Here is an 18,264-nt window from a genome sequence, read left to right as displayed (position 1 = left end):
TGATAATAATTATCATGTGGTAATCATTATCCAGAATAAGGGCCGAGAAATGACGTTAACGAAAAAGGCGCTGGTGGTCGCCATCTCAACACTGCTTCCTTTCGCCGTTCAAGCAAATACAGATAGTGAACAGCCGAGTAATAATGAATCAGTTCAAAAACTTAAAACTATTGTGGTTTCTGCTGCATTAAAAGAACAAGACGTAGATAAAGCACCTGCATCCATTAGTGTGATCACGAGTGAAGAGATTGAACGTAGTGCGGCGCTCAGCCTTGCTGATGTTTTACAAAAACAAGCTGGGGTTTATAACTACAACAGCGGACAAGATAAAATCGTTATACGGGGAATGCTAAATACATCGGGAAACTACACACTCATCCTACTTAACGGTAAGCGCATGTCATCTAATGGTGCCATGTGGCGAGGTAATGACTTTGACTGGAGTGCAATCCCTTTAAATAGTATTGAACGTGTTGAGGTTATTCGAGGACCAATGTCATCTCTCTATGGAGCAGATGCTATGGGTGGTGTAATCAATATTATTACTAAAAAAGCCGAAGACGGGCAGCTTCATGGTTCGATCTTTGGGCAATATAACCGAGCTGACCGTGGGAATGGTAAAGATCAATTCCGTTACGGCTTTAACTTATATGGTGGTCTAACCGACAATGTAAGTTTTACTTTGGCTGGAGATGCTTATAACCGTGATGCATGGTACCGAAATGGCAAACCAGATCCAGATGGAGCTTACTTTGTAGAAAAAGATACTAAAAACGTAAACGGTACATTAAGTTGGAATATTAATGACCAGCAAACTTTAGACTTAGATTTGGGTTATAACAACGATAAACGCCCACTGACCCAAGATGCAGCAACCTCAATTCAAGAGTCGGAAATGAAGCGTACCAATGTAGGAATTGCTCATCGCGGGAAATGGGGATGGGGGAAAACAGAAGCTTATATTGGAAAAGAAACAGCCAAAATTTATGACTATGACAGTGAATATGATGCACCACAAAGTCGTAATTATAAGCAAGAAAATTTAATTGGCCGTGCTTTCGCGAACTTTGACTGGCTCATGAATAACACTACAGCTGGTTTTGATTATAAAGATCAAAAAATTACAGATGTTGTGAGTTATATCGGTACAGGGAAAAACCAGCAAAAAAGTTACGGTGTATTTGTTCAAAATGATACCCATATTAATGATGCACTGACCTTAACTCTAGGTGGCCGTTACGACGACTTTGATGACTTTGATGGTAAATCGACCGGTAAAGCCTATTTATCTTATGAACTTGCTGAAGGTGTTGTCTTAAAAGGTGGTGTTGGTCAAGCTTATAAAGTTCCGTCTCCAGCACAGTTAGATATCAATTACTCAATGATTTCATGTGGCGGTAGTTGTCACATTCGAGGTAATCCAGACCTAGAACCAGAAGAAAGTACCAACTACGAAGCATCATTAATTGTAACCCGTCCAAACTGGAATGCTGCAGTTACAGTTTTCCAAAACGATGTGAAAAATCTCATTGAAGCCATTACCTTAAGTGATGGAGACCCGCGTTTAGTGGGTGATTTTAGAAAAATCTGGACTAATGTAAGCCGTGCAGAACTTAAAGGAGTTGAGCTCACAGGTGGTTATGACTTCACGGATAATTTAGGTGTTAAAGCAAATGCCACTTACCTCGATGCAAAAAATAAAACTACAGGTAAAGACTTAACTGAACGACCAGAATGGCTGGCTAATGGTTCAATTTCTTGGGCATTGGTTGAAGATTTCCGTGTAAATGCAGGGGTGAGCTACGTAGGCAAACAAATGTACTCTGCAACCAAAGAGTTACCAGCTTATACCACCTATGACGTGACATTTACTTCACCACTTTCACCACGTTTAACATTGGACTATGGTGTAAAAAACCTAACCGATGTTGATCTGGAAGATAAAAACAAAACCTTCAACACCAAACTCTATGGACGTAACTATTTTGTAAAAGCAACTTATAGTTTCTAAGTTAAAACCAAGTACAAAGCCTATTCATAGGGGAATAGGCTTTGCTTTTTAACATACAAATATCCATAATTTTCAAGTAAGTATAGACAAAATAATTTTAAAAATTTCTATACTTCTCAACATTAAGGCTAATTAATCATGACGGCAACTTCAAAATCATTATTAAATGGACTACCAATAAAAAAATCGAGAATACAGGTTTTTGAAATTTTAAATCAAAATCCACAAGGCTTAAGCGCGGTAAGTATTTATGCGCAAATTAAAAATGAACATAAAATCACGCTTGGAACAATTTATCGAATCTTGTCTGAATTTGAAAATCGCAAACTCATCAAAAGAGTGTTCTTAGGAAAAAGTAAGAGTATCTATAAGCTTAGAAAAGATAAGATGAGCTGTAACTTGATTTGTCTAAAAACGGCAGAAGCAACCAGTTATGAACATGAAAAAGTAAAAGAGCTACTGCATGAAGTTATAGATGTTATTTTTGCGAATACAGGAACCAATATCAGTAGTATTGAACTTAATCTCTATACAGAATAAAAAGTTTAGATAGAAAAAAGGACAGCCTAAGCTGTCCTTTTTTATTAAATTTACTATTTGATGACTTTAATTCGAGTAGTCGCTGGAATAATTAAAGGTGAATTCTTAGCGACATAGCTTTCAAGGGCATCAATATCTTGACCGCCACCTACACGGTTTTGACCTTCTTTTAATACTGTAAAGTTGTCACCACCATCTGCCAAGAAGCTATTTACCGTCACGCGATATACTTTACTGTCAACCAATGGTGAACCAGCAACCATGATGTTACTTGCTCTTGGTGAAACAGCCGCATTTGCCGCATATTGATAAGTTAATTCTTTAGACGGCTGTAAAATTCTAGATGAGTTTGCATTTGCACCAGACCACTGCTGCTCAAGTACATCTCTAATCTGCTTACCCGTTAAGCTCAAAGTCACAATAGAGTTACCAAAAGGTTGCACCGCAAAAACATCGCCAAATGTAATCTGGTTACTACTGTTAATGAGTAGATCGGCACGGACACCACCTGGGTTCATTAAGGTAAAGTCAGAGCCTTGGTTACTTGCTTTTAAGGCAGCTGCTTGTTGAGCATCGGCAATCATAATACCGAGCGGACTTTCACCACTTTCAACTTGAGTACGGCTTACCACAGCTGTCGCAGTTCCAACCACACGGCTTGAAATGGTGGTCACTGCTTGGCGGTACTTATCTAAAATGGCTTCAATGCTTGGAGTTTTACTAAATTTTTGATAGAGATCGGTAAGGCTTACCGTGGTTGTGCCAGACGTATAGGCCTCACTTTGTACAGGAACTTGTTTAGCATCTTTTTTAATCACATCACCAGTTTTACCATCTAGCTCAACCTTGATGTCAGTAATGAGCGTGCCATATTGTCCAGCTGAAGTAAGTAAGAACGGTTTTGCAGGATTTTTGGTTGCATAGTCACAAATATAAGATTGGTGTGTGTGGCCTGAAACAACAATATCAACTGCTGGATAAAGCTTATCCAAAATTCCTAAAATCGGGCCGCTTAATCCATCACATGTTTTTTCATTAAACTTCGTACTTGGCGCTGCCCCTTCATGCACAACTACGACAATCGCTTCAATGCCTTGTTTTTGTAACTCAGGAATCAAGGCATTTACTGTATCGGCTTCATCACGAAACTCAACGTCTTTAATACCGGCAGCAGAAACAATACTTGGCGTTGCTTTAAGGGTTAAACCAATAAATGCGACTGGAATTCCACCATAAGTTTTAACTTTATATGCAGGAAAGATCGTTTTACTGGCGTCATTTTTCATTGCTACGTTAGCAGCAAGGAAATCAAATTTTGCGCCACTAAAGTTTTTATTAATTTGGCAAGGCGCAGTGCTGGTATATTGCTGACATCCACCGTTCTTTAAACGGCGTAATTCATCTGTACCACGGTCAAATTCATGGTTACCGACAGCATTAAAGTCAATTTGAATATCATTCATGACTTCAATGGTCGGTTCATCTAAAAATAAAGAAGAGGTTAGAGGAGAAGCGCTAATTAAGTCACCCGCCGAAACCACAGCATTATTTGGATTTTCTGCTTTAAGTTTTTTAATTGCGTCTGCAAAGTAACTCACTCCACCCACAGGAATACGAACAGATTGAGCAGCATCATTTGGATTGGGTGCTTCAACATAACGCTTAGGTGGCTCAAGATTTCCGTGAAAGTCATTAAAAGCTAAAATATTTACAGTCTGATTGCTTCTTTGGGCAGGTGGTGCGGTGTCATTATCATCATCGTCATTACATCCAGCCAATAACGTTACTGCCAGAGAAAGTGTTGTTACTTTAAAAAGTATTGTTAAATTTTTCATTTTTTTATCATTTGATCAATAAAGACGGATAAAAAATACGCTTTTAGTATGAATGTTTGATGAAACTTCCAATAAGCAAATATGTGCGAAATATTAAAATTTGGACAAAAAACACAATTATCGAACAATATCTTGGCTAGGGGTGGTCTACAAACCCAAATTTTTTATTTAGAATAAATTTTTAATGACCTTATAAGATTTAATCAAGTGATTCATTTCACAAGATTAATATGAACCGGAGATAATTTATGCAATGGACTAAACCAGCTTTTACTGATTTACGCATTGGTTTTGAAGTTACTATGTACTTCGAAGCACGTTAATTCAGTATTATCCAAATATGTCATAAGCCCTAGTCTTGTTCTAGGGCTTATCTCTTTCTAATAAGATATTAATTCTATGTATATTTATGTTTTAGGTTCAGCTGCCGGAGGCGGGTTCCCGCAGTGGAATTGTAATTGCCCGAACTGTCACGGTGTACGCACAGGTTCAATCCAAGCCAAAGCTCGTACTCAATCATCAATTGCTGTATCTGAAAATGGAACAGACTGGGTTTTATTAAACGCATCACCTGATATCCGCCAGCAACTTTTCGAATTTAAAGCAGCTCAACCAGCGCGTAAATTGCGTGATACAGGAATAACAAGCGTTATTTTAATGGACAGTCAGCTAGACCATACCACTGGGCTTTTAACCTTACGTGAAGGTTGTCCAATGAATGTATGGTGTACAGAAATGGTCCACCAAGATTTAACAAGCGGCTTTCCAGTATTTAACATGCTCAGACACTGGAATGGTGGTCTTCAATACAATGAAATTAATCCTAAACAAGCCTTTAAAATTGATGGTTTTGAAAATTTAGAATTTTTGCCCTTAATTATTAAAAGTGCTGCGCCACCATATTCACCGCATCGAAATGACCCACATGACGGCGACAATATCGCTTTAATTATCAAAGACCATAAAACACAAAAGCAGCTATTCTATGCACCGGGTCTTGGAAAAATTGATGATCAAATCATGCAGATTATGCAGAGTTCAGACTGCGTCATGATTGATGGTACGCTTTGGACAGACGATGAAATGCAACAAACAGGGGTTGGAACTAAAACTGGCCGTGAAATGGGGCATTTATATATTAGTGGTGAAGGTGGTTCACTGTGTTATTTAAATCAGCTGAGTACACCTAAAAAAGTGCTGATTCATATTAACAATACCAATCCAATTTTAAATGAAAACTCTAGCCAGTTTGCTGAGCTTAAAGCAAATGGTGTAGAAGTTGCCTATGACGGCATGCAGATTGAACTCTAAGGTGAAACATGACTCAAACACCTGAAGCTTTAACGACTGAACAATTCAAACAAGCCATTATCGATAAAGGTCAGTATTATCATATCTATCATCCATTTCACGTGATGATGTATGAAGGTAAAGCCACCCAACAGCAAATTCAGGCTTGGGTTGCAAACCGATATTACTATCAAATTAATATTCCGCTCAAAGATGCGGCCATTATGGCAAATTGCCCCGACCAACGAGTCCGTCAAGAATGGATTCAACGTATGATCGATCAAGATGGTGAATATCCAGATGGCGGTGGGCGAGAAGCATGGCTACGCTTAGCCGAAGCTGTGGGCTTGAGTCGTGAACAAGTTATTTACGAAGAGTTAGTTTTACCAGGTGTGCGCTTTGCAGTAGATGCCTATGTGAATTTTGCACGGCGTGCTTCGTGGCGTGAAGCAGCAAGCAGTTCTTTAACTGAACTTTTTGCTCCACAAATTCATCAATCACGACTTGATTCATGGCCGCAGCATTATCCATGGATTGATGATAAAGGCTATGAATATTTCCGTTCTCGTTTAAGTCAGGCACGCCGTGATGTTGAACATGGTTTAACAATTACGCTTGATTCATTTACAACTCATGAGCAACAAGAGCGAATGCTTGAAATATTGCAGTTTAAGCTGGATATTTTATGGAGCATTTTAGATGCTCTAACACTTGCACATGTTCACAATGAAGCACCCTATCACACTGTGACGAGCAAACGAGTTTGGCACAAAGGACTATTTAAATGAATAAAGAGCAGTTTGATTTAAACCTTGTGCCAACATGGCGACAAGGTTACCGTTTTCAGTTCGAGCCAGCTCAAAATGGTTTTGTGATTTTATATCCTGAAGGCATGATCAAGTTAAATGAAAGTGCAGGGGCAATTGGGCAATATATTGATGGGCAACAAAATGTTTCCGCAATTATTGCTCAGTTAAAGCAAAAATTTGGTGATATTGCTGAGATTGATCAGGATGTAGTGGATTACATGCTAGTCGCAAAGCAACAACACTGGATCGACTTGGTATGACAGAAGGTGTTGGCCTACCTTTATGGTTATTAGCGGAACTCACTTATCGTTGTCCGCTACAATGCCCATATTGCTCAAATCCATTAGACTACGCTCAGCATAAAAATGAGCTGACCACTCAAGAGTGGTTTGATGTTTTTGATCAAGCACGGCAGATGGGCGCTGTTCAACTAGGTTTCTCTGGCGGTGAACCGCTGGTACGTCAAGATCTAGAAGAGCTCGTTGCACATGCTCATCAGAAAGGGTTTTATACCAACTTAATTACCTCGGGTATGGGCCTTACCGAACAACGCATTGCTGATTTAAAGCAAGCGGGTTTAGATCACATTCAAGTGAGCTTTCAAGCTAGCGACCCTGTGGTGAATGATGCCTTGGCTGGTTCAAAGCATGCTTTTGAGCAAAAGTATGAAATGTGCCGACTAGTTAAGAAATATGATTATCCAATGGTGCTTAACTTTGTTATTCATCGACATAACATTGACCAGATAGAAGAAATCATTGAACTTTGCCTTGAGCTGAATGCCGATACAGTCGAGCTAGCAATTTGTCAGTTTTATGGTTGGGCTTTTTTAAACCGCCAAGGTTTATTACCCACCCAAGAGCAACTGACCCGTGCGGAACGGATTACCAATGAATATCGAGAAAAATTAAAAGCGCAAAATCATCCTTGTAAACTTATTTTTGTAGTACCTGATTATTATGAAGAACGACCAAAAGCCTGTATGAATGGCTGGGGAAAAATCTTCTTTACAGTTGCTCCAGATGGTATGGCGCTACCTTGCCATGCAGCACGACAATTACCAATTTCATTTCCAAACGTCCGCGAACATAAATTGTCAGATATTTGGTACAAATCAACTGGATTTAATCATTTCCGTGGTGATGCATGGATGCCAGAAGGTTGCCGTAGTTGCCCAGATAAAGATCGAGACTTTGGCGGATGTCGGTGTCAGGCCTATATGTTGACTGGAGATGCGGCTAATGCCGATCCTGTCTGTGGGAAATCGCCGTATCATCAAATGATTGAACAAGCGCGTACAGAAAGTCAGTTGGCTGCACCACTCCAAAATTTAGTATTCCGTAATAGTAGAAACTCTAAATCTTTAAGCGCCACACAAAATATTCCAGTCCACACGATTACAGACATATAGCAAGTAATAGGAATGCTCATGAAGCCTAGCCATATTCCAGTTTTTGATGGGCATAATGATGCTTTAACACGGTTATGGCTAAGTGATCATCCAGATCCAGTAAGTGCTTTTATTCATGAACGTTTAGCAGGTCATCTTGATCTAAAACGCTGTCAAGAAGCTGGTTTTATGGGGGGGATGTTTGCGATTTTTTTACCTCCGTATGGCTATGTTCAACAGCATCATCCTAATAAGCTATTTGATCAAAATGCTTCTGATTTTACCCAACAGCAAATTGAACAAATTTGTTTGGAACAACTCGATTTAGCTCATCAACTCGCTCAGCACTCTAAAAATATTAAAATTTGCACATCAGTTCAAAATATTCAGGACTGCTTAGCAGAGCAAAAGCTAGCAATTATGTTGCATATGGAAGGTGCTGAGGCTTTACAACATAACCCTGATTTACTCGATGTATTTTATGAAAGAGGCCTGCGTAGTATTGGCCCACTTTGGAATAGACCTAGCCGCTTTGGACATGGTTTAAATGCTAAGTTTCCGCATTCGCCTGACACTGGAGCAGGTCTTACCAGCGATGGCAAAAACTTTATAAAACGCTGTGCTGATAAAAAGATGGTGATTGATGTTTCACACATGAATGAACAAGCTTTTTGGAATACGGTAGACATATTGCAGCAGCCAATTGTAGCAACGCACTCTAATTCACATGCTTTATGTGCTCAAGCACGCAACTTAACTGACTCGCAGCTTAAAGCAATCGGAGAGAGTAAAGGTATGGTGGGCGTAAATTTTGATGTCGCGTTTTTACGATCGGATGGACAACGCAATGCAGATACATCCATCGATGTAATTTTAGAACATTTAGAATATTTAATGGATCATTTGGGCGAAGAACATGTAGGTTTTGGCTCTGATTTTGACGGTGCACTTATTGGTACTGAACTTGAAGATGTAATGGGGCTACATCGTTTAATTGAGCGTATGCAACAGCGTGGTTACTCTAAAACACTGATTGAAAATATATGTCTTAATAATTGGATGAGAGTGCTTGATAGAATTTTTGGTCAATAATGAATGACTAAACAGAATTAATCTACAGAATCATAACTGTTTTTTTATTGGCCGAAATGACTAAAAAAAATACAAATAGTTTAATTGTCAACCATTCGGTATATTCACTACACTCAACCTTACTGAATGTAAGAACATTTGGTATTTCAGGTCTTTTGTGGTTTTCACATTACCCATTTCTTCATGAGAAGTAGAAATGGGTTTTTTCTTATCTCAATAAAATAAACGTGACAGTCATCACAATAATTACTAATTATTAGTAAAACTCCTCAATCCTATCTTGACTAAAAGTTCAGCATTAAATACATTTGTAGTGTATTCAAAGATAATAAGATTGCTTAAAGCAATTCATAATACTGCTTAATCCTGAAATACAGTAAAAAGCCTATTCAAAATATAGAATAGGCTTTTTGCTTTGTATCAAAATTTATTTTTTAACTATTACACTATTCAATTAACATAAAAATTAAATACCTTACAAAAGCGGAGCAAATGAAAGCCGTTAAATAACAAATTATGTGCTATTAATTAAAGCTGATTTTTCAAAAGTTACTCCGTCAATCGAAGAGGTGCAAAATGTTAAAGTCAATTTTAGTGATAGGAACAGGTATTGCGATTGGGATGTGTGTCTACAAGAAGAAGCAAAAGAACAGTAAGAGTTTTAACACAGATCACGATAGCGACTCAGTGACTAGTAAAGATAGGGTCCAAAACCAAGATGACGGCTCAATTGATAACGCTGTACAAGTTTAAAATTAAATAAAGAAGGGGTTCAGATAATGAACCCTTTAATTTTATTAAAACTCATAATTATTTTAAATAGCTTAACTTAAAGATAATATTTAAATTAAATAATTACTCAACTATTCATTTAGTTATTACAAAAGTATGATTAAAACAAAAAAAACACTTTCATTATTAAAATTTACATATTGTATCAGTGGAGTCTTTATTATTAGCGATGCGGATAATAAAAAAGGAGACTAGAATGTCAAAGCGCCATATTTTAAAAGAAGTAAATGCCAAAAGTATGTGTGGTATGGAAATTGTAGTTGAACAAATTTATGAAAATATTTATGAAAAAAACTTTGTCCAAGCTGAACAAGAGCAAAGTTGGTTGCCACTTTCTAAAATTGTGATTTCGGATAAAGTCATTAATTTAGATCCGGATAACAGTTTTGCTCATCCAAGAACAGGTAAGGTTTTTAAAGTCTTGAACTCTTAATAAGCTTGAGTTCACCAGATCACTTAACGTTATAAATTATTGAGGTGATTCCTACAGAGTTGTCACCTCAATGTTTTTCAGTGAGAGCTGATTTTTCCCATTAACGCTTTAATTAAGAGAAATTGCATTTCATGACTCGTGATTAACTAAAAAATAGGTTAATTTGTTTATAAAGTTTTTAAGTAAACACTGATTTTTTATGATAATTGAGATAGAAACACATCCACTAGAACCCTTTTTACCTGAAAATGCGCGTTTACTCATGTTAGGTAGCTTTCCACCACCGCGTAATAAATGGAAGATGGATTTTTACTATCCAAATTTCCAAAATGACATGTGGCGAATTTTTGGTTTAATTTTTTTCCAAGACAAAACTTACTTTTTAAGTGAAAACCAAAAAAAATTTAATGAAGAACGTATCCGAAATTTCTTAATTGAAACAGGTATTGCAATCTTTGACACGGCTTATCAAATTAAGCGGTTGAAAGGGAATGCCGCAGATAAATTTCTTGAAATCGTAACGCCCACCGATCTTGCTGTTTTGCTTCAGCAGATTCCTCTATGTCAGACCATTATGACCACTGGCGATAAAGCGACTGATACCTTAATTTCAGTTTTACCCGAGAACACTGAAAAACCGCTTATAGGGACATCTACATCGACTTACTTTGCAGGAAGGGATATCAATTTATATCGCTTACCATCTTCTTCTCGAGCTTATCCATTGGCGCTAGAGAAAAAAGCTGAGGCTTATCAAAAATTCTTTAAAGAGATTGGGATTTTATAAGTCAAGTTGAAGTCTCTTACATCATCCATTCAACGGGTAAATATGAAACGGCTTTAATCATTGTACGTTGGAAAAGGCTCGTATCTGGGTCTTTTTCATATTCAACAACTTGTCCATTCGACTGATAATCTAACCAAATAATTTTACCTTCACTGTTTAACTTAAGCTGATAAGCGACTTGAGGTAAATGCTGATCGAGCATGACCGAAATTTGAGCCTGTAATTGACTCGACTCAATAACAAGACCAACCTCAGTATTTAAGTAAGTCGAACGTGGATCAAAGTTAAATGAACCAATAAATACTTTACCGTCTACATCAAAAAATTTGGCATGTAAACTCGATTTATTTTTACCTTTGGCAGGGATTACGCTTCCAGTTACCACTTCATACCATGTTCTACGTCTGCGTTCTAAAAATGGCTTAAACTCAAATAGTTCTACACCACTTTTCAGCATTTCGACTCGATATTGACTATAAAAAGCATGCACAATTGCTACATCATTTGCAGCAAAAGAGTTCGTTAAAACCCTAACTTTAACGCCCTGAACCTTTAACTGTTTTAAATAGTAAGCACCTTGTTGTGTAGGAACAAAATAAGCTGAAGCCAATTCGATGTGCTGCTTTGGTTCACCCATAATGGCCATAACTTGCCCATAAAGCATCTCTTCTTTAGACGCTACTCCTAAGATCTTTTTCGGTGAATCTGCAACAAAATATGCTTTTGACCATTGAATTGGATAGTGCTCTAGAAGTTCTTTTAAATAAGTTTGAGCATCATAAAGTTTATCTTCGGTTTGAGTATGATTTTCACTTTCATGAAGCAAATCATGATAATGCTGTCGTAAAGATTGCAAGTGGTGGACAGCGCAAGTCCCGACCAGCTTGGTCGCATCTTGGCTTAACTCACTTTGCCAGAAATCATTAAAAACTGCTTGAGCATGCTGTACTGTATGCCCATAAAATAGAATATCTAGATCTGTAAACTGAAACTTACTACTTGCATCAAAGTACTCACTACTGATGTTACGACCGCCAGTTACTGCAATCACGCCATCTGCAATAATTAATTTATTATGCATGCGATGGTTTACTTTCTTAAACCGAAAAATATAGTCTAAGATTCTTAAATATCTAAATTTATAAGGATTGAATAATCGAATTTCAAAGTTAGGATGGTGTAGAAGGCTTCTTAGAACGCCATCAAGCTTTACTCCATTTTGATCATCAATGAGTAAGCGGATTTTTACACCACGATCTGCCGCCGTTAACAACTCATGCAGCATTAAGTTTCCAACAAAATCATTGGTCCAGATATAGTATTGTAATTCGATCTTTTCTTTTGCATTTCTAATCAAATACATACGTGAAGCGATACTAATAAAGGCATCATCTAATGCCACGAAAGCCGTTAATCCTTGTTTAGTCTTTTCCGTAGCTTGCTCATCATTCAACCAATTAAAGCTATTCGTCACTATATCATTCTCATCAGGGTCGTATGTATCTCTATACGAAGGTGTATTTATGAATCCCCAGGCATTTAATGCCATACTACTGTAGTGCTGATAGAGCTGATTAATCATGTAAGCTTTTAAAGTCGCATCCAAGATAAGCACATCACAGCATCTTTATATTCAATTTATATGTCAAAATTCATATTAAACGGTATAAATGCATTCTGCCAAGCCTCAACTCTAGCAATTCCTTATATTTATAAGCCCTTCAAAGAGAGCATATCCATTTAAACATATAAAGTTAAATTTAACCTTTTTAAGGCTAATGCTATATTCAATATTATTTTCTAAGGATGCTCGAGATGAGTCATGTCGGTTCTTGTCTATGCAGTGAAGTCAAATTTTCTATCATTAACGAAATCAAGACAGTGTACCATTGCCACTGTAGTCTCTGTCGTAAACAAACCGGAACAGGAGCCAATGCAGCAACTTTAGTGAGTCGAGATAAATTTGAATGGTTGTCAGGTTTCGAGTTTATCCGTACCTATAAAAAAGAAACGGGCTTCACCTCTTCGTTTTGTAGTAAATGTGGATCGCCTGTACCTAATTTGGTAGGAGCTACTCATTTTATGTGGATTCCATTAGGTCTCTTAGATAAAGACATTCAGGTTCTAAAGAAGCTTAATTTTTGTATATTCTCGAAGACAAACTGGGCAAATACCGTAATTGCAGATCAATCTTATAATCAGCTTCCAACTTTAGATGAGCTAAAAATAATTTTTGATTAAAATAAATGCTTAGCAAAAAAAAACGAGACTCAGTTTGCATTAACTTTAATTTTTTCGGATGGTTATGCTTGCAAGTTTCACAAAAACACACTAATTACAATTGGCAGCACAACAATTACATTAGAAAACATGATATCTATCATACTTCCTTAAAAGGCTGAGTGAGTAGCCTGATAATAAAAGGGAGAAAATAAAATGCCACAATATTTAATCATTGCTGAGAATGTTTATAAAAAAATTGATGACAAAAAATTATTTTCTGAAAGCTCAGCAGAGAACTTAAATCAGTTGGTTGGTGTAATTCGTAAGGAAATTAAAGGAACTAAGTTTAAACTTAAATATAATTTTATAGATTTTGAAGAGTGCTTAACCAAGCCATTAGAAGAGTGTGCAATTAAGTTGGATATGAGCCTCATGCCCAACCATAAAAATAAAGATGAATATATACTTTGGCTCGCGGGTTTTATTGAAAGAATTACAACGGGAGGAGAGGCCAAGCTTCCACCAATATCGAAATTTATTCCTCCAGACTTTAAGTTTAACTATGATGATCCTCCTAAAGTGCCATCATCGACAAGTGATGATGGGGAGATGATTATTAATTATTTCAAATCAGATGCCTTTACTAAAATTATAAAAGAAGAAAAATAAGTTCAAAAAATATAGAAGTGATCGTCCACTACACTTCTATATGTCGCTGTAAATTCAGCAACCGCCTTCTGGGGCGGTTTTTTAATTTAGCTCTCTTATTCTTATAAAATATATTGTTATAACTTTTCACAAAAGTTTGCATAACGCACAGAATCAGCCTCATTGGCCTAAAAACAGATACATCCTTCAATGTTAGTTTTAAATTTGCTTAATGATCTTTTGGAGATAAGTATGTTTAAAGCTATGTTTTTCTTTGGCGCCGGTGCTGTTTTTGGTTACTGCTGTAAACACAAGGAGGATAAAGCTAAAGAGGAAAATTCATCAAAATAAGCGAAGTACATTGATAAAGAACTAACTGCTGAGTCAGTTTTTTATAAGGAGGTGTCTATGCTCCACAATCTTAGACAAATTTTCTGTATTCATATATGGGAATATGACTTTGATATTGCTCATAATGAAATCAAAGAATGCAGGAAATGTGGAAAAACTCATAAAATGAAAATTTTCCATAAACTTACTTAAGTTTTAATGAATGCTTTTAGTCTTAAGTAGGTATTAAAAATTAAATAGGCTTGATAGATTAAATATATTGAGCCTATTTAATATAAATTTAAAATCCGACCATTTTAATCAACATTAAATACCTACTAATTCAATCAGAATATAAATCAAACTAAATCACATTTTCAAACAATATACTGTTACTCTAGACGTAACTTATCACTTAAAATTAAAAACTCAGAAACAATTTAATAAAAATTAAAAACTTATTTTTATAACTTTGAAATTATACTTATATTTTATAAATAATTAATAAGGAGATAGAAATGCCAAAATACTTACTTTTAGCAGAAAAAATTAATAAAAATATTAAATATAAATACTCTAACAATCATTTTAAAAACTTAAATAATCTCATCATAGAAATCAAAAAAGCCATTGCAGGTACAGAATTAAAATTTTTATATAATTTTGTGAATTTCGATGGTGCAGTTGTTAGCTTTAAAAATGAATTACCTATTAGATTAGACATGAGCTTGATACCAAGACATAAAAATGAAGATGAGTTTATTTTATGGTTGGCAGATTTCATTGATCGTATCACTATAGATACAAGCAAGGGCATTAATGCATAAGGTATTTAAGGTTCTTGTCTAGGTGCTAAATTCATATCATGCCGAACTCTGCTAATATTTTCATAAATAACTTTACGCATTCGATTTACTGCACCTAATGGTCTATGTTCTGGTAAGGCGTGCCACGGCGTAAAAGATAGATTTTCACAAAACTTATTTTGTTCAGCTGTATCAAAGTTTTGCTTTGGAATATGGATAGTCGCCACTTGATAAAAAGGAGCTGCTTTCTCATTCCATTCTGTCATTGAATCTTCTACCAACATTTGGCTTGAGGTCCGTGGCTGAATAAGAAATTCCATACAAGCATCTGTACTTTGCAAAGTGTTCTTTAAAGCTTCTCTTAAAAAATCATGGCTAGGGTTTTTAGGTAGATTATTTGATTGCATTGAACAAGAACGAACTGAATATTTAACTGCTTGTCGATTATTACCTAGTCCTAGCTGATAGGGCACCATAGACCAGTACCTTGCATATAAAGGGTTTGCGATTTGCGAATTACGTGCTCCGAGTGCATTCATGGTTCCTTTAAAACCCAAAGCAATCGGAATATGAAGTTTTCTGATCATATTGTGGCTATTCACATCATTCATAAAAGAAAGATATCGTTTAGCATCATTGGCAAAGAAGACCGGATGATTAATCATAATAAAATCTTGTGTGGTTGCTTGCTTTTCACTTTCTAAAATTTTTTGTCCAGATACACTTAGAATTTTTATTGCTATACCACGCGCGTCTTTATTAATGTCCGCATTCGATGCATCATTTGAGGCGTTTGAAAAGCGAATCCATGCTTGATAAGTTTGATCTGGAATAAATATCCCTTTAGCCAATTGAGTAGGTATATTTTTTGAGACATGAAACTCGGCTCGAACACACCCATGCGCTTTAGGATGTGCATCACGTAAAGCATTTCCCGCCGTATATTGTTCACGAATTGACTTTTCAATGACTTGAGCTATGTTCTGAGCTAGCACTTCCTCATTAGGCTGTAACTTTTCTCCTAAAAATGGATCGATCTTTGGATATGTAATATTTTCCGAAGAAGTCTTTACTGGTGTGGTTTTTTGCGAATATAAAGCGTCACTACAACCTGTTAGTGCAAAAACAAGAGGAGTAAATACAAACAACACCCTAAAATGTGTAGGCTGCATAAAATTTGACATTGATTATCTCCTCAGTGCAAAAATATTTTAGGATAATATTAAGTTTAATTGTTTAATTATATTTTGAGCTTTATTAAAAATATTAACTGTAAATAATTTAAACGTCATTGTTACTTATCTGAACAATAAAATAAAAATTATTATTTAATATAAAACCTCTTAATACATTAAGAGAATGTAGACATGATAACTAACTCACAAAATGTACAAAATAATTCTAATTCATCACCACATCCAATCACTCAAAATACACTTATTGATCGGTTTAGTCCTATCTATTGGAGAATAGATGGTCCACAAACGATGTCTTTTGCTATTACGAATTATGGAAATGGTTTTGAAGCATCTTTTAGAGCACGAATGGCAAATGATCTAGTAGGAATTAGTTGGGATTCTTCTGACACTAAAGATCATAAATTTTTAGCGTACCAAACCAAATATAGCTATGCAGGGGTGATTTGGGACTTCGATATTGAGTTATCTGCCACGATGCCAGTGCTTAACAATCCAAGTTTAACGCCCACTTTAACGGTGTACTATAATGAAAATGGCGTAGATAAAGTTGCCTATATTGTCTTATTTAACTATGCAAATAATCCTTCATCACGAACGGCACATATTCATATTAACTGGGATACAGTAAAAGCTGGCTTTTCTGCTACAGATAGCTTCCCAGTGACTAACATTCAACGGATTTCATTTTCAGGTTTCACGAGCCATTATAATAGTCAATCAGCCCTACCTTTAAGCCAACCTGAAGATGGCTATATTCGTCTGACCAATTCAGTCGTAACCGGTACAAATGCAAATTTAAATTTGAGCCGTGTGGTTGTCCCTCAGCACAATTATGGTATCTGTACCAGCTATGACGACCACTATGATTTAAACCCTCAGCGCTTAGTCAACAATATGGTGACTTTGGGATATAACGGTTTGGTTAACCACTATTGTGGAATGTCGCATTATCCTGAAATGACATGGAAAAGTGATATTAATAAATGGCAAATACCAGATACGTTGGTAACAGGTGAAGCAGTCGTTAACTCATGTACGCGTAAATGGCATGAGAAATATGCTCAAGCTTTACATAACGCCAGTCTGCAACCCATTTTTGGGGTAAGCTTTGAAATGTATTCCTTGGGGGCCAATGAATATTGGGCTCAACGTGACTGGAACAGTAATTTGGGTAAAACAGGCTACCAACCACCGAGCTATTTTTTTAGTTTAAGTCATCAGAATGCTTTGGCATATCTACGTAAAGTCTTTATTGAATTTGCAGATGCAATGGTAGTAGGGGGATGTGATGTAAACATGCAGATTGGTGAACCTTGGTGGTGGTATAACACTGATACCAATCTACCTTGTGTATATGACTATCCAACAAAACTAGCCTTTAATGCAGATACTGGTCTATATGCACCAGATTTGGGTACAATCTATGAAGCAATGAATAAAACAGGAACGCCATATGATGAGTTTAAAACATGGCTCAGAAATAAATTAGGTCAAACCTGCCAAGACATTCGCACCGTTATCAAAGCGAAATACTCCACTGCTAAAGTTAGCCCACTTATTTTCTTTCCTTCTATTCAATCTCCGATTCAGACTTTAGCCACTTATATTAACTATCCAAGCCAACATTATTCATATCCTAATTTTGATTACATGATGACAGAAGCTTATGACTGGTTATTGGAAGCTCGCTTAGACTTGGCACATCAAGCAGTTTCCCAAATACCTATACAAGGGCTGGGCTATCCGGCAAATAAAGTCATCTATCTCTCCGGATTCGTTCCTGATGCATCTATTGCTTATATTTATGGATTTGATAAGACCAAACCTTATCGAACGCCCATTTGGCAACGAATTTTTGGTGACATGAAAAACAATGTTTCTTTAGGTTTAATGAAGCAATTTATCTGGGCCTACCCACAAGTTATGTTTGATTCAATTACGATTGATACCACTCAGGCTCCAAATGGCTTCTTTGTTGAAAATACGTTGTATTCGCCAATTAGCGATAACACACCATATCCACCAGATATTTACCTCTAAGTAAACATAACCCTTTTATAAAATAAGTGATTTGATAAG

The 18,264-nt window shown here is 36.4% G+C and carries 18 protein-coding genes; 15 read left to right on the top strand and 3 right to left on the bottom strand.

The window, feature by feature from the left end:
• Positions 1-49 precede the first annotated feature (49 nt).
• Positions 50-2,011, top strand: coding sequence for a TonB-dependent receptor plug domain-containing protein (locus F968_RS09115; protein ID WP_004792414.1), 1,962 nt, complete (start codon positions 50-52; stop codon positions 2,009-2,011).
• Positions 2,012-2,149: 138 nt separating this feature from the next.
• Complete coding sequence (locus tag F968_RS09110; protein ID WP_004792413.1) at positions 2,150-2,551, top strand: transcriptional repressor; 402 nt, start codon at positions 2,150-2,152, stop codon at positions 2,549-2,551.
• Between the two features lie 53 nt (positions 2,552-2,604).
• On the opposite strand, the gene F968_RS09105 is transcribed toward F968_RS09110, so the two are convergent.
• Complete coding sequence (locus F968_RS09105) at positions 2,605-4,386, bottom strand: bifunctional metallophosphatase/5'-nucleotidase (RefSeq protein WP_004792411.1); 1,782 nt, start codon at positions 4,384-4,386, stop codon at positions 2,605-2,607.
• Between the two features lie 248 nt (positions 4,387-4,634).
• On the opposite strand from F968_RS09105, the gene pqqA reads away from it, so the two are divergent.
• From pqqA to F968_RS09070, 9 genes are all read left to right on the top strand, one after another.
• The gene (gene pqqA / locus F968_RS19725; RefSeq protein WP_001982218.1) at positions 4,635-4,709 is read left to right on the top strand and encodes a pyrroloquinoline quinone precursor peptide PqqA; all 75 of its coding nucleotides are present in this window, start codon (positions 4,635-4,637) and stop codon (positions 4,707-4,709) included.
• 76 nt (positions 4,710-4,785) lie between these two features.
• Positions 4,786-5,697 carry a pyrroloquinoline quinone biosynthesis protein PqqB gene (gene pqqB, locus F968_RS09100; protein ID WP_004792409.1) on the top strand — a complete coding sequence of 304 codons (912 nt, stop codon included), beginning with the start codon at positions 4,786-4,788 and terminating at the stop codon, positions 5,695-5,697.
• Between the two features lie 8 nt (positions 5,698-5,705).
• The gene (gene pqqC, locus F968_RS09095; RefSeq protein ID WP_004792408.1) at positions 5,706-6,464 is read left to right on the top strand and encodes a pyrroloquinoline-quinone synthase PqqC; all 759 of its coding nucleotides are present in this window, start codon (positions 5,706-5,708) and stop codon (positions 6,462-6,464) included.
• Positions 6,461-6,745: a pyrroloquinoline quinone biosynthesis peptide chaperone PqqD gene (pqqD, locus tag F968_RS09090; protein ID WP_004792407.1), complete on the top strand. Its 285-nt coding sequence runs from the start codon at positions 6,461-6,463 to the stop codon at positions 6,743-6,745. The genes pqqC and pqqD overlap by 4 nt, the downstream gene beginning before the upstream one ends.
• On the top strand, positions 6,742-7,896 hold the full coding sequence (gene pqqE / locus F968_RS09085; protein ID WP_004792406.1) for a pyrroloquinoline quinone biosynthesis protein PqqE: 1,155 nt from the start codon (positions 6,742-6,744) through the stop codon (positions 7,894-7,896). The genes pqqD and pqqE overlap by 4 nt, the downstream gene beginning before the upstream one ends.
• A gap of 18 nt (positions 7,897-7,914) precedes the next feature.
• Positions 7,915-8,967 (top strand): dipeptidase, encoded by a 1,053-nt coding sequence (locus tag F968_RS09080; protein ID WP_004792405.1) that lies wholly within the window; start codon positions 7,915-7,917, stop codon positions 8,965-8,967.
• A 576-nt stretch (positions 8,968-9,543) separates the two neighbouring features.
• Positions 9,544-9,720, top strand: a complete 177-nt coding sequence (locus tag F968_RS19720; protein WP_004792403.1) for a hypothetical protein — start codon at positions 9,544-9,546, stop codon at positions 9,718-9,720.
• A gap of 235 nt (positions 9,721-9,955) precedes the next feature.
• The gene (locus tag F968_RS09075; RefSeq protein WP_004792401.1) at positions 9,956-10,192 is read left to right on the top strand and encodes a hypothetical protein; all 237 of its coding nucleotides are present in this window, start codon (positions 9,956-9,958) and stop codon (positions 10,190-10,192) included.
• Positions 10,193-10,391: 199 nt separating this feature from the next.
• Positions 10,392-10,979, top strand: a complete 588-nt coding sequence (locus tag F968_RS09070; RefSeq protein WP_004792400.1) for a hypothetical protein — start codon at positions 10,392-10,394, stop codon at positions 10,977-10,979.
• A 16-nt stretch (positions 10,980-10,995) separates the two neighbouring features.
• On the opposite strand, the gene F968_RS09065 is transcribed toward F968_RS09070, so the two are convergent.
• Positions 10,996-12,585 carry a phospholipase D family protein gene (locus F968_RS09065; protein WP_081399640.1) on the bottom strand — a complete coding sequence of 530 codons (1,590 nt, stop codon included), beginning with the start codon at positions 12,583-12,585 and terminating at the stop codon, positions 10,996-10,998.
• Between the two features lie 200 nt (positions 12,586-12,785).
• Here F968_RS09065 and F968_RS09060 point away from each other — a divergent pair, with 200 nt between their 5' ends.
• From F968_RS09060 to F968_RS09050, 3 genes are all read left to right on the top strand, one after another.
• The gene (locus F968_RS09060) at positions 12,786-13,220 is read left to right on the top strand and encodes a GFA family protein (RefSeq protein ID WP_081399510.1); all 435 of its coding nucleotides are present in this window, start codon (positions 12,786-12,788) and stop codon (positions 13,218-13,220) included.
• Between the two features lie 195 nt (positions 13,221-13,415).
• Complete coding sequence (locus F968_RS09055; protein ID WP_004792396.1) at positions 13,416-13,871, top strand: hypothetical protein; 456 nt, start codon at positions 13,416-13,418, stop codon at positions 13,869-13,871.
• Between the two features lie 827 nt (positions 13,872-14,698).
• Complete coding sequence (locus F968_RS09050; RefSeq protein WP_004792391.1) at positions 14,699-15,007, top strand: hypothetical protein; 309 nt, start codon at positions 14,699-14,701, stop codon at positions 15,005-15,007.
• A gap of 5 nt (positions 15,008-15,012) precedes the next feature.
• Here F968_RS09050 and F968_RS09045 read toward each other — a convergent pair whose 3' ends face one another.
• Positions 15,013-16,170, bottom strand: coding sequence for a catalase family protein (locus F968_RS09045; protein ID WP_004792388.1), 1,158 nt, complete (start codon positions 16,168-16,170; stop codon positions 15,013-15,015).
• 183 nt (positions 16,171-16,353) lie between these two features.
• Here F968_RS09045 and F968_RS09040 point away from each other — a divergent pair, with 183 nt between their 5' ends.
• A complete protein-coding gene (locus tag F968_RS09040; protein WP_004792386.1) occupies positions 16,354-18,225 on the top strand; it encodes a non-contractile tail sheath protein in 1,872 nt (623 codons plus the stop codon).
• Positions 18,226-18,264 lie beyond the last annotated feature (39 nt).

Source organism: Acinetobacter sp. NIPH 817, assembly GCF_000368405.1.
Taxonomy (GTDB): domain Bacteria; phylum Pseudomonadota; class Gammaproteobacteria; order Pseudomonadales; family Moraxellaceae; genus Acinetobacter.
Note: the sequence above shows the minus strand (reverse complement) of the source record. Positions and strands in the feature narration are given on the sequence as shown.

Excerpts from the sequence above, each read along its gene's own strand:
- F968_RS09115 (WP_004792414.1), top strand. The coding sequence starts at position 50 with ATGACGTTAACGAAAAAGGCGCTGGTGGTCGCCATCTCAACACTGCTT.
- F968_RS09110 (WP_004792413.1), top strand. The coding sequence starts at position 2,150 with ATGACGGCAACTTCAAAATCATTATTAAATGGACTACCAATAAAAAAA.
- F968_RS09105 (WP_004792411.1), bottom strand. The coding sequence starts at position 4,386 with ATGAAAAATTTAACAATACTTTTTAAAGTAACAACACTTTCTCTGGCA.
- pqqB (WP_004792409.1), top strand. The coding sequence starts at position 4,786 with ATGTATATTTATGTTTTAGGTTCAGCTGCCGGAGGCGGGTTCCCGCAG.
- pqqC (WP_004792408.1), top strand. The coding sequence starts at position 5,706 with ATGACTCAAACACCTGAAGCTTTAACGACTGAACAATTCAAACAAGCC.
- pqqD (WP_004792407.1), top strand. The coding sequence starts at position 6,461 with ATGAATAAAGAGCAGTTTGATTTAAACCTTGTGCCAACATGGCGACAA.
- pqqE (WP_004792406.1), top strand. The coding sequence starts at position 6,742 with ATGACAGAAGGTGTTGGCCTACCTTTATGGTTATTAGCGGAACTCACT.
- F968_RS09080 (WP_004792405.1), top strand. The coding sequence starts at position 7,915 with ATGAAGCCTAGCCATATTCCAGTTTTTGATGGGCATAATGATGCTTTA.
- F968_RS19720 (WP_004792403.1), top strand. The coding sequence starts at position 9,544 with ATGTTAAAGTCAATTTTAGTGATAGGAACAGGTATTGCGATTGGGATG.
- F968_RS09075 (WP_004792401.1), top strand. The coding sequence starts at position 9,956 with ATGTCAAAGCGCCATATTTTAAAAGAAGTAAATGCCAAAAGTATGTGT.
- F968_RS09070 (WP_004792400.1), top strand. The coding sequence starts at position 10,392 with ATGATAATTGAGATAGAAACACATCCACTAGAACCCTTTTTACCTGAA.
- F968_RS09060 (WP_081399510.1), top strand. The coding sequence starts at position 12,786 with ATGCTCGAGATGAGTCATGTCGGTTCTTGTCTATGCAGTGAAGTCAAA.
- F968_RS09055 (WP_004792396.1), top strand. The coding sequence starts at position 13,416 with ATGCCACAATATTTAATCATTGCTGAGAATGTTTATAAAAAAATTGAT.
- F968_RS09050 (WP_004792391.1), top strand. The coding sequence starts at position 14,699 with ATGCCAAAATACTTACTTTTAGCAGAAAAAATTAATAAAAATATTAAA.
- F968_RS09045 (WP_004792388.1), bottom strand. The coding sequence starts at position 16,170 with ATGTCAAATTTTATGCAGCCTACACATTTTAGGGTGTTGTTTGTATTT.
- F968_RS09040 (WP_004792386.1), top strand. The coding sequence starts at position 16,354 with ATGATAACTAACTCACAAAATGTACAAAATAATTCTAATTCATCACCA.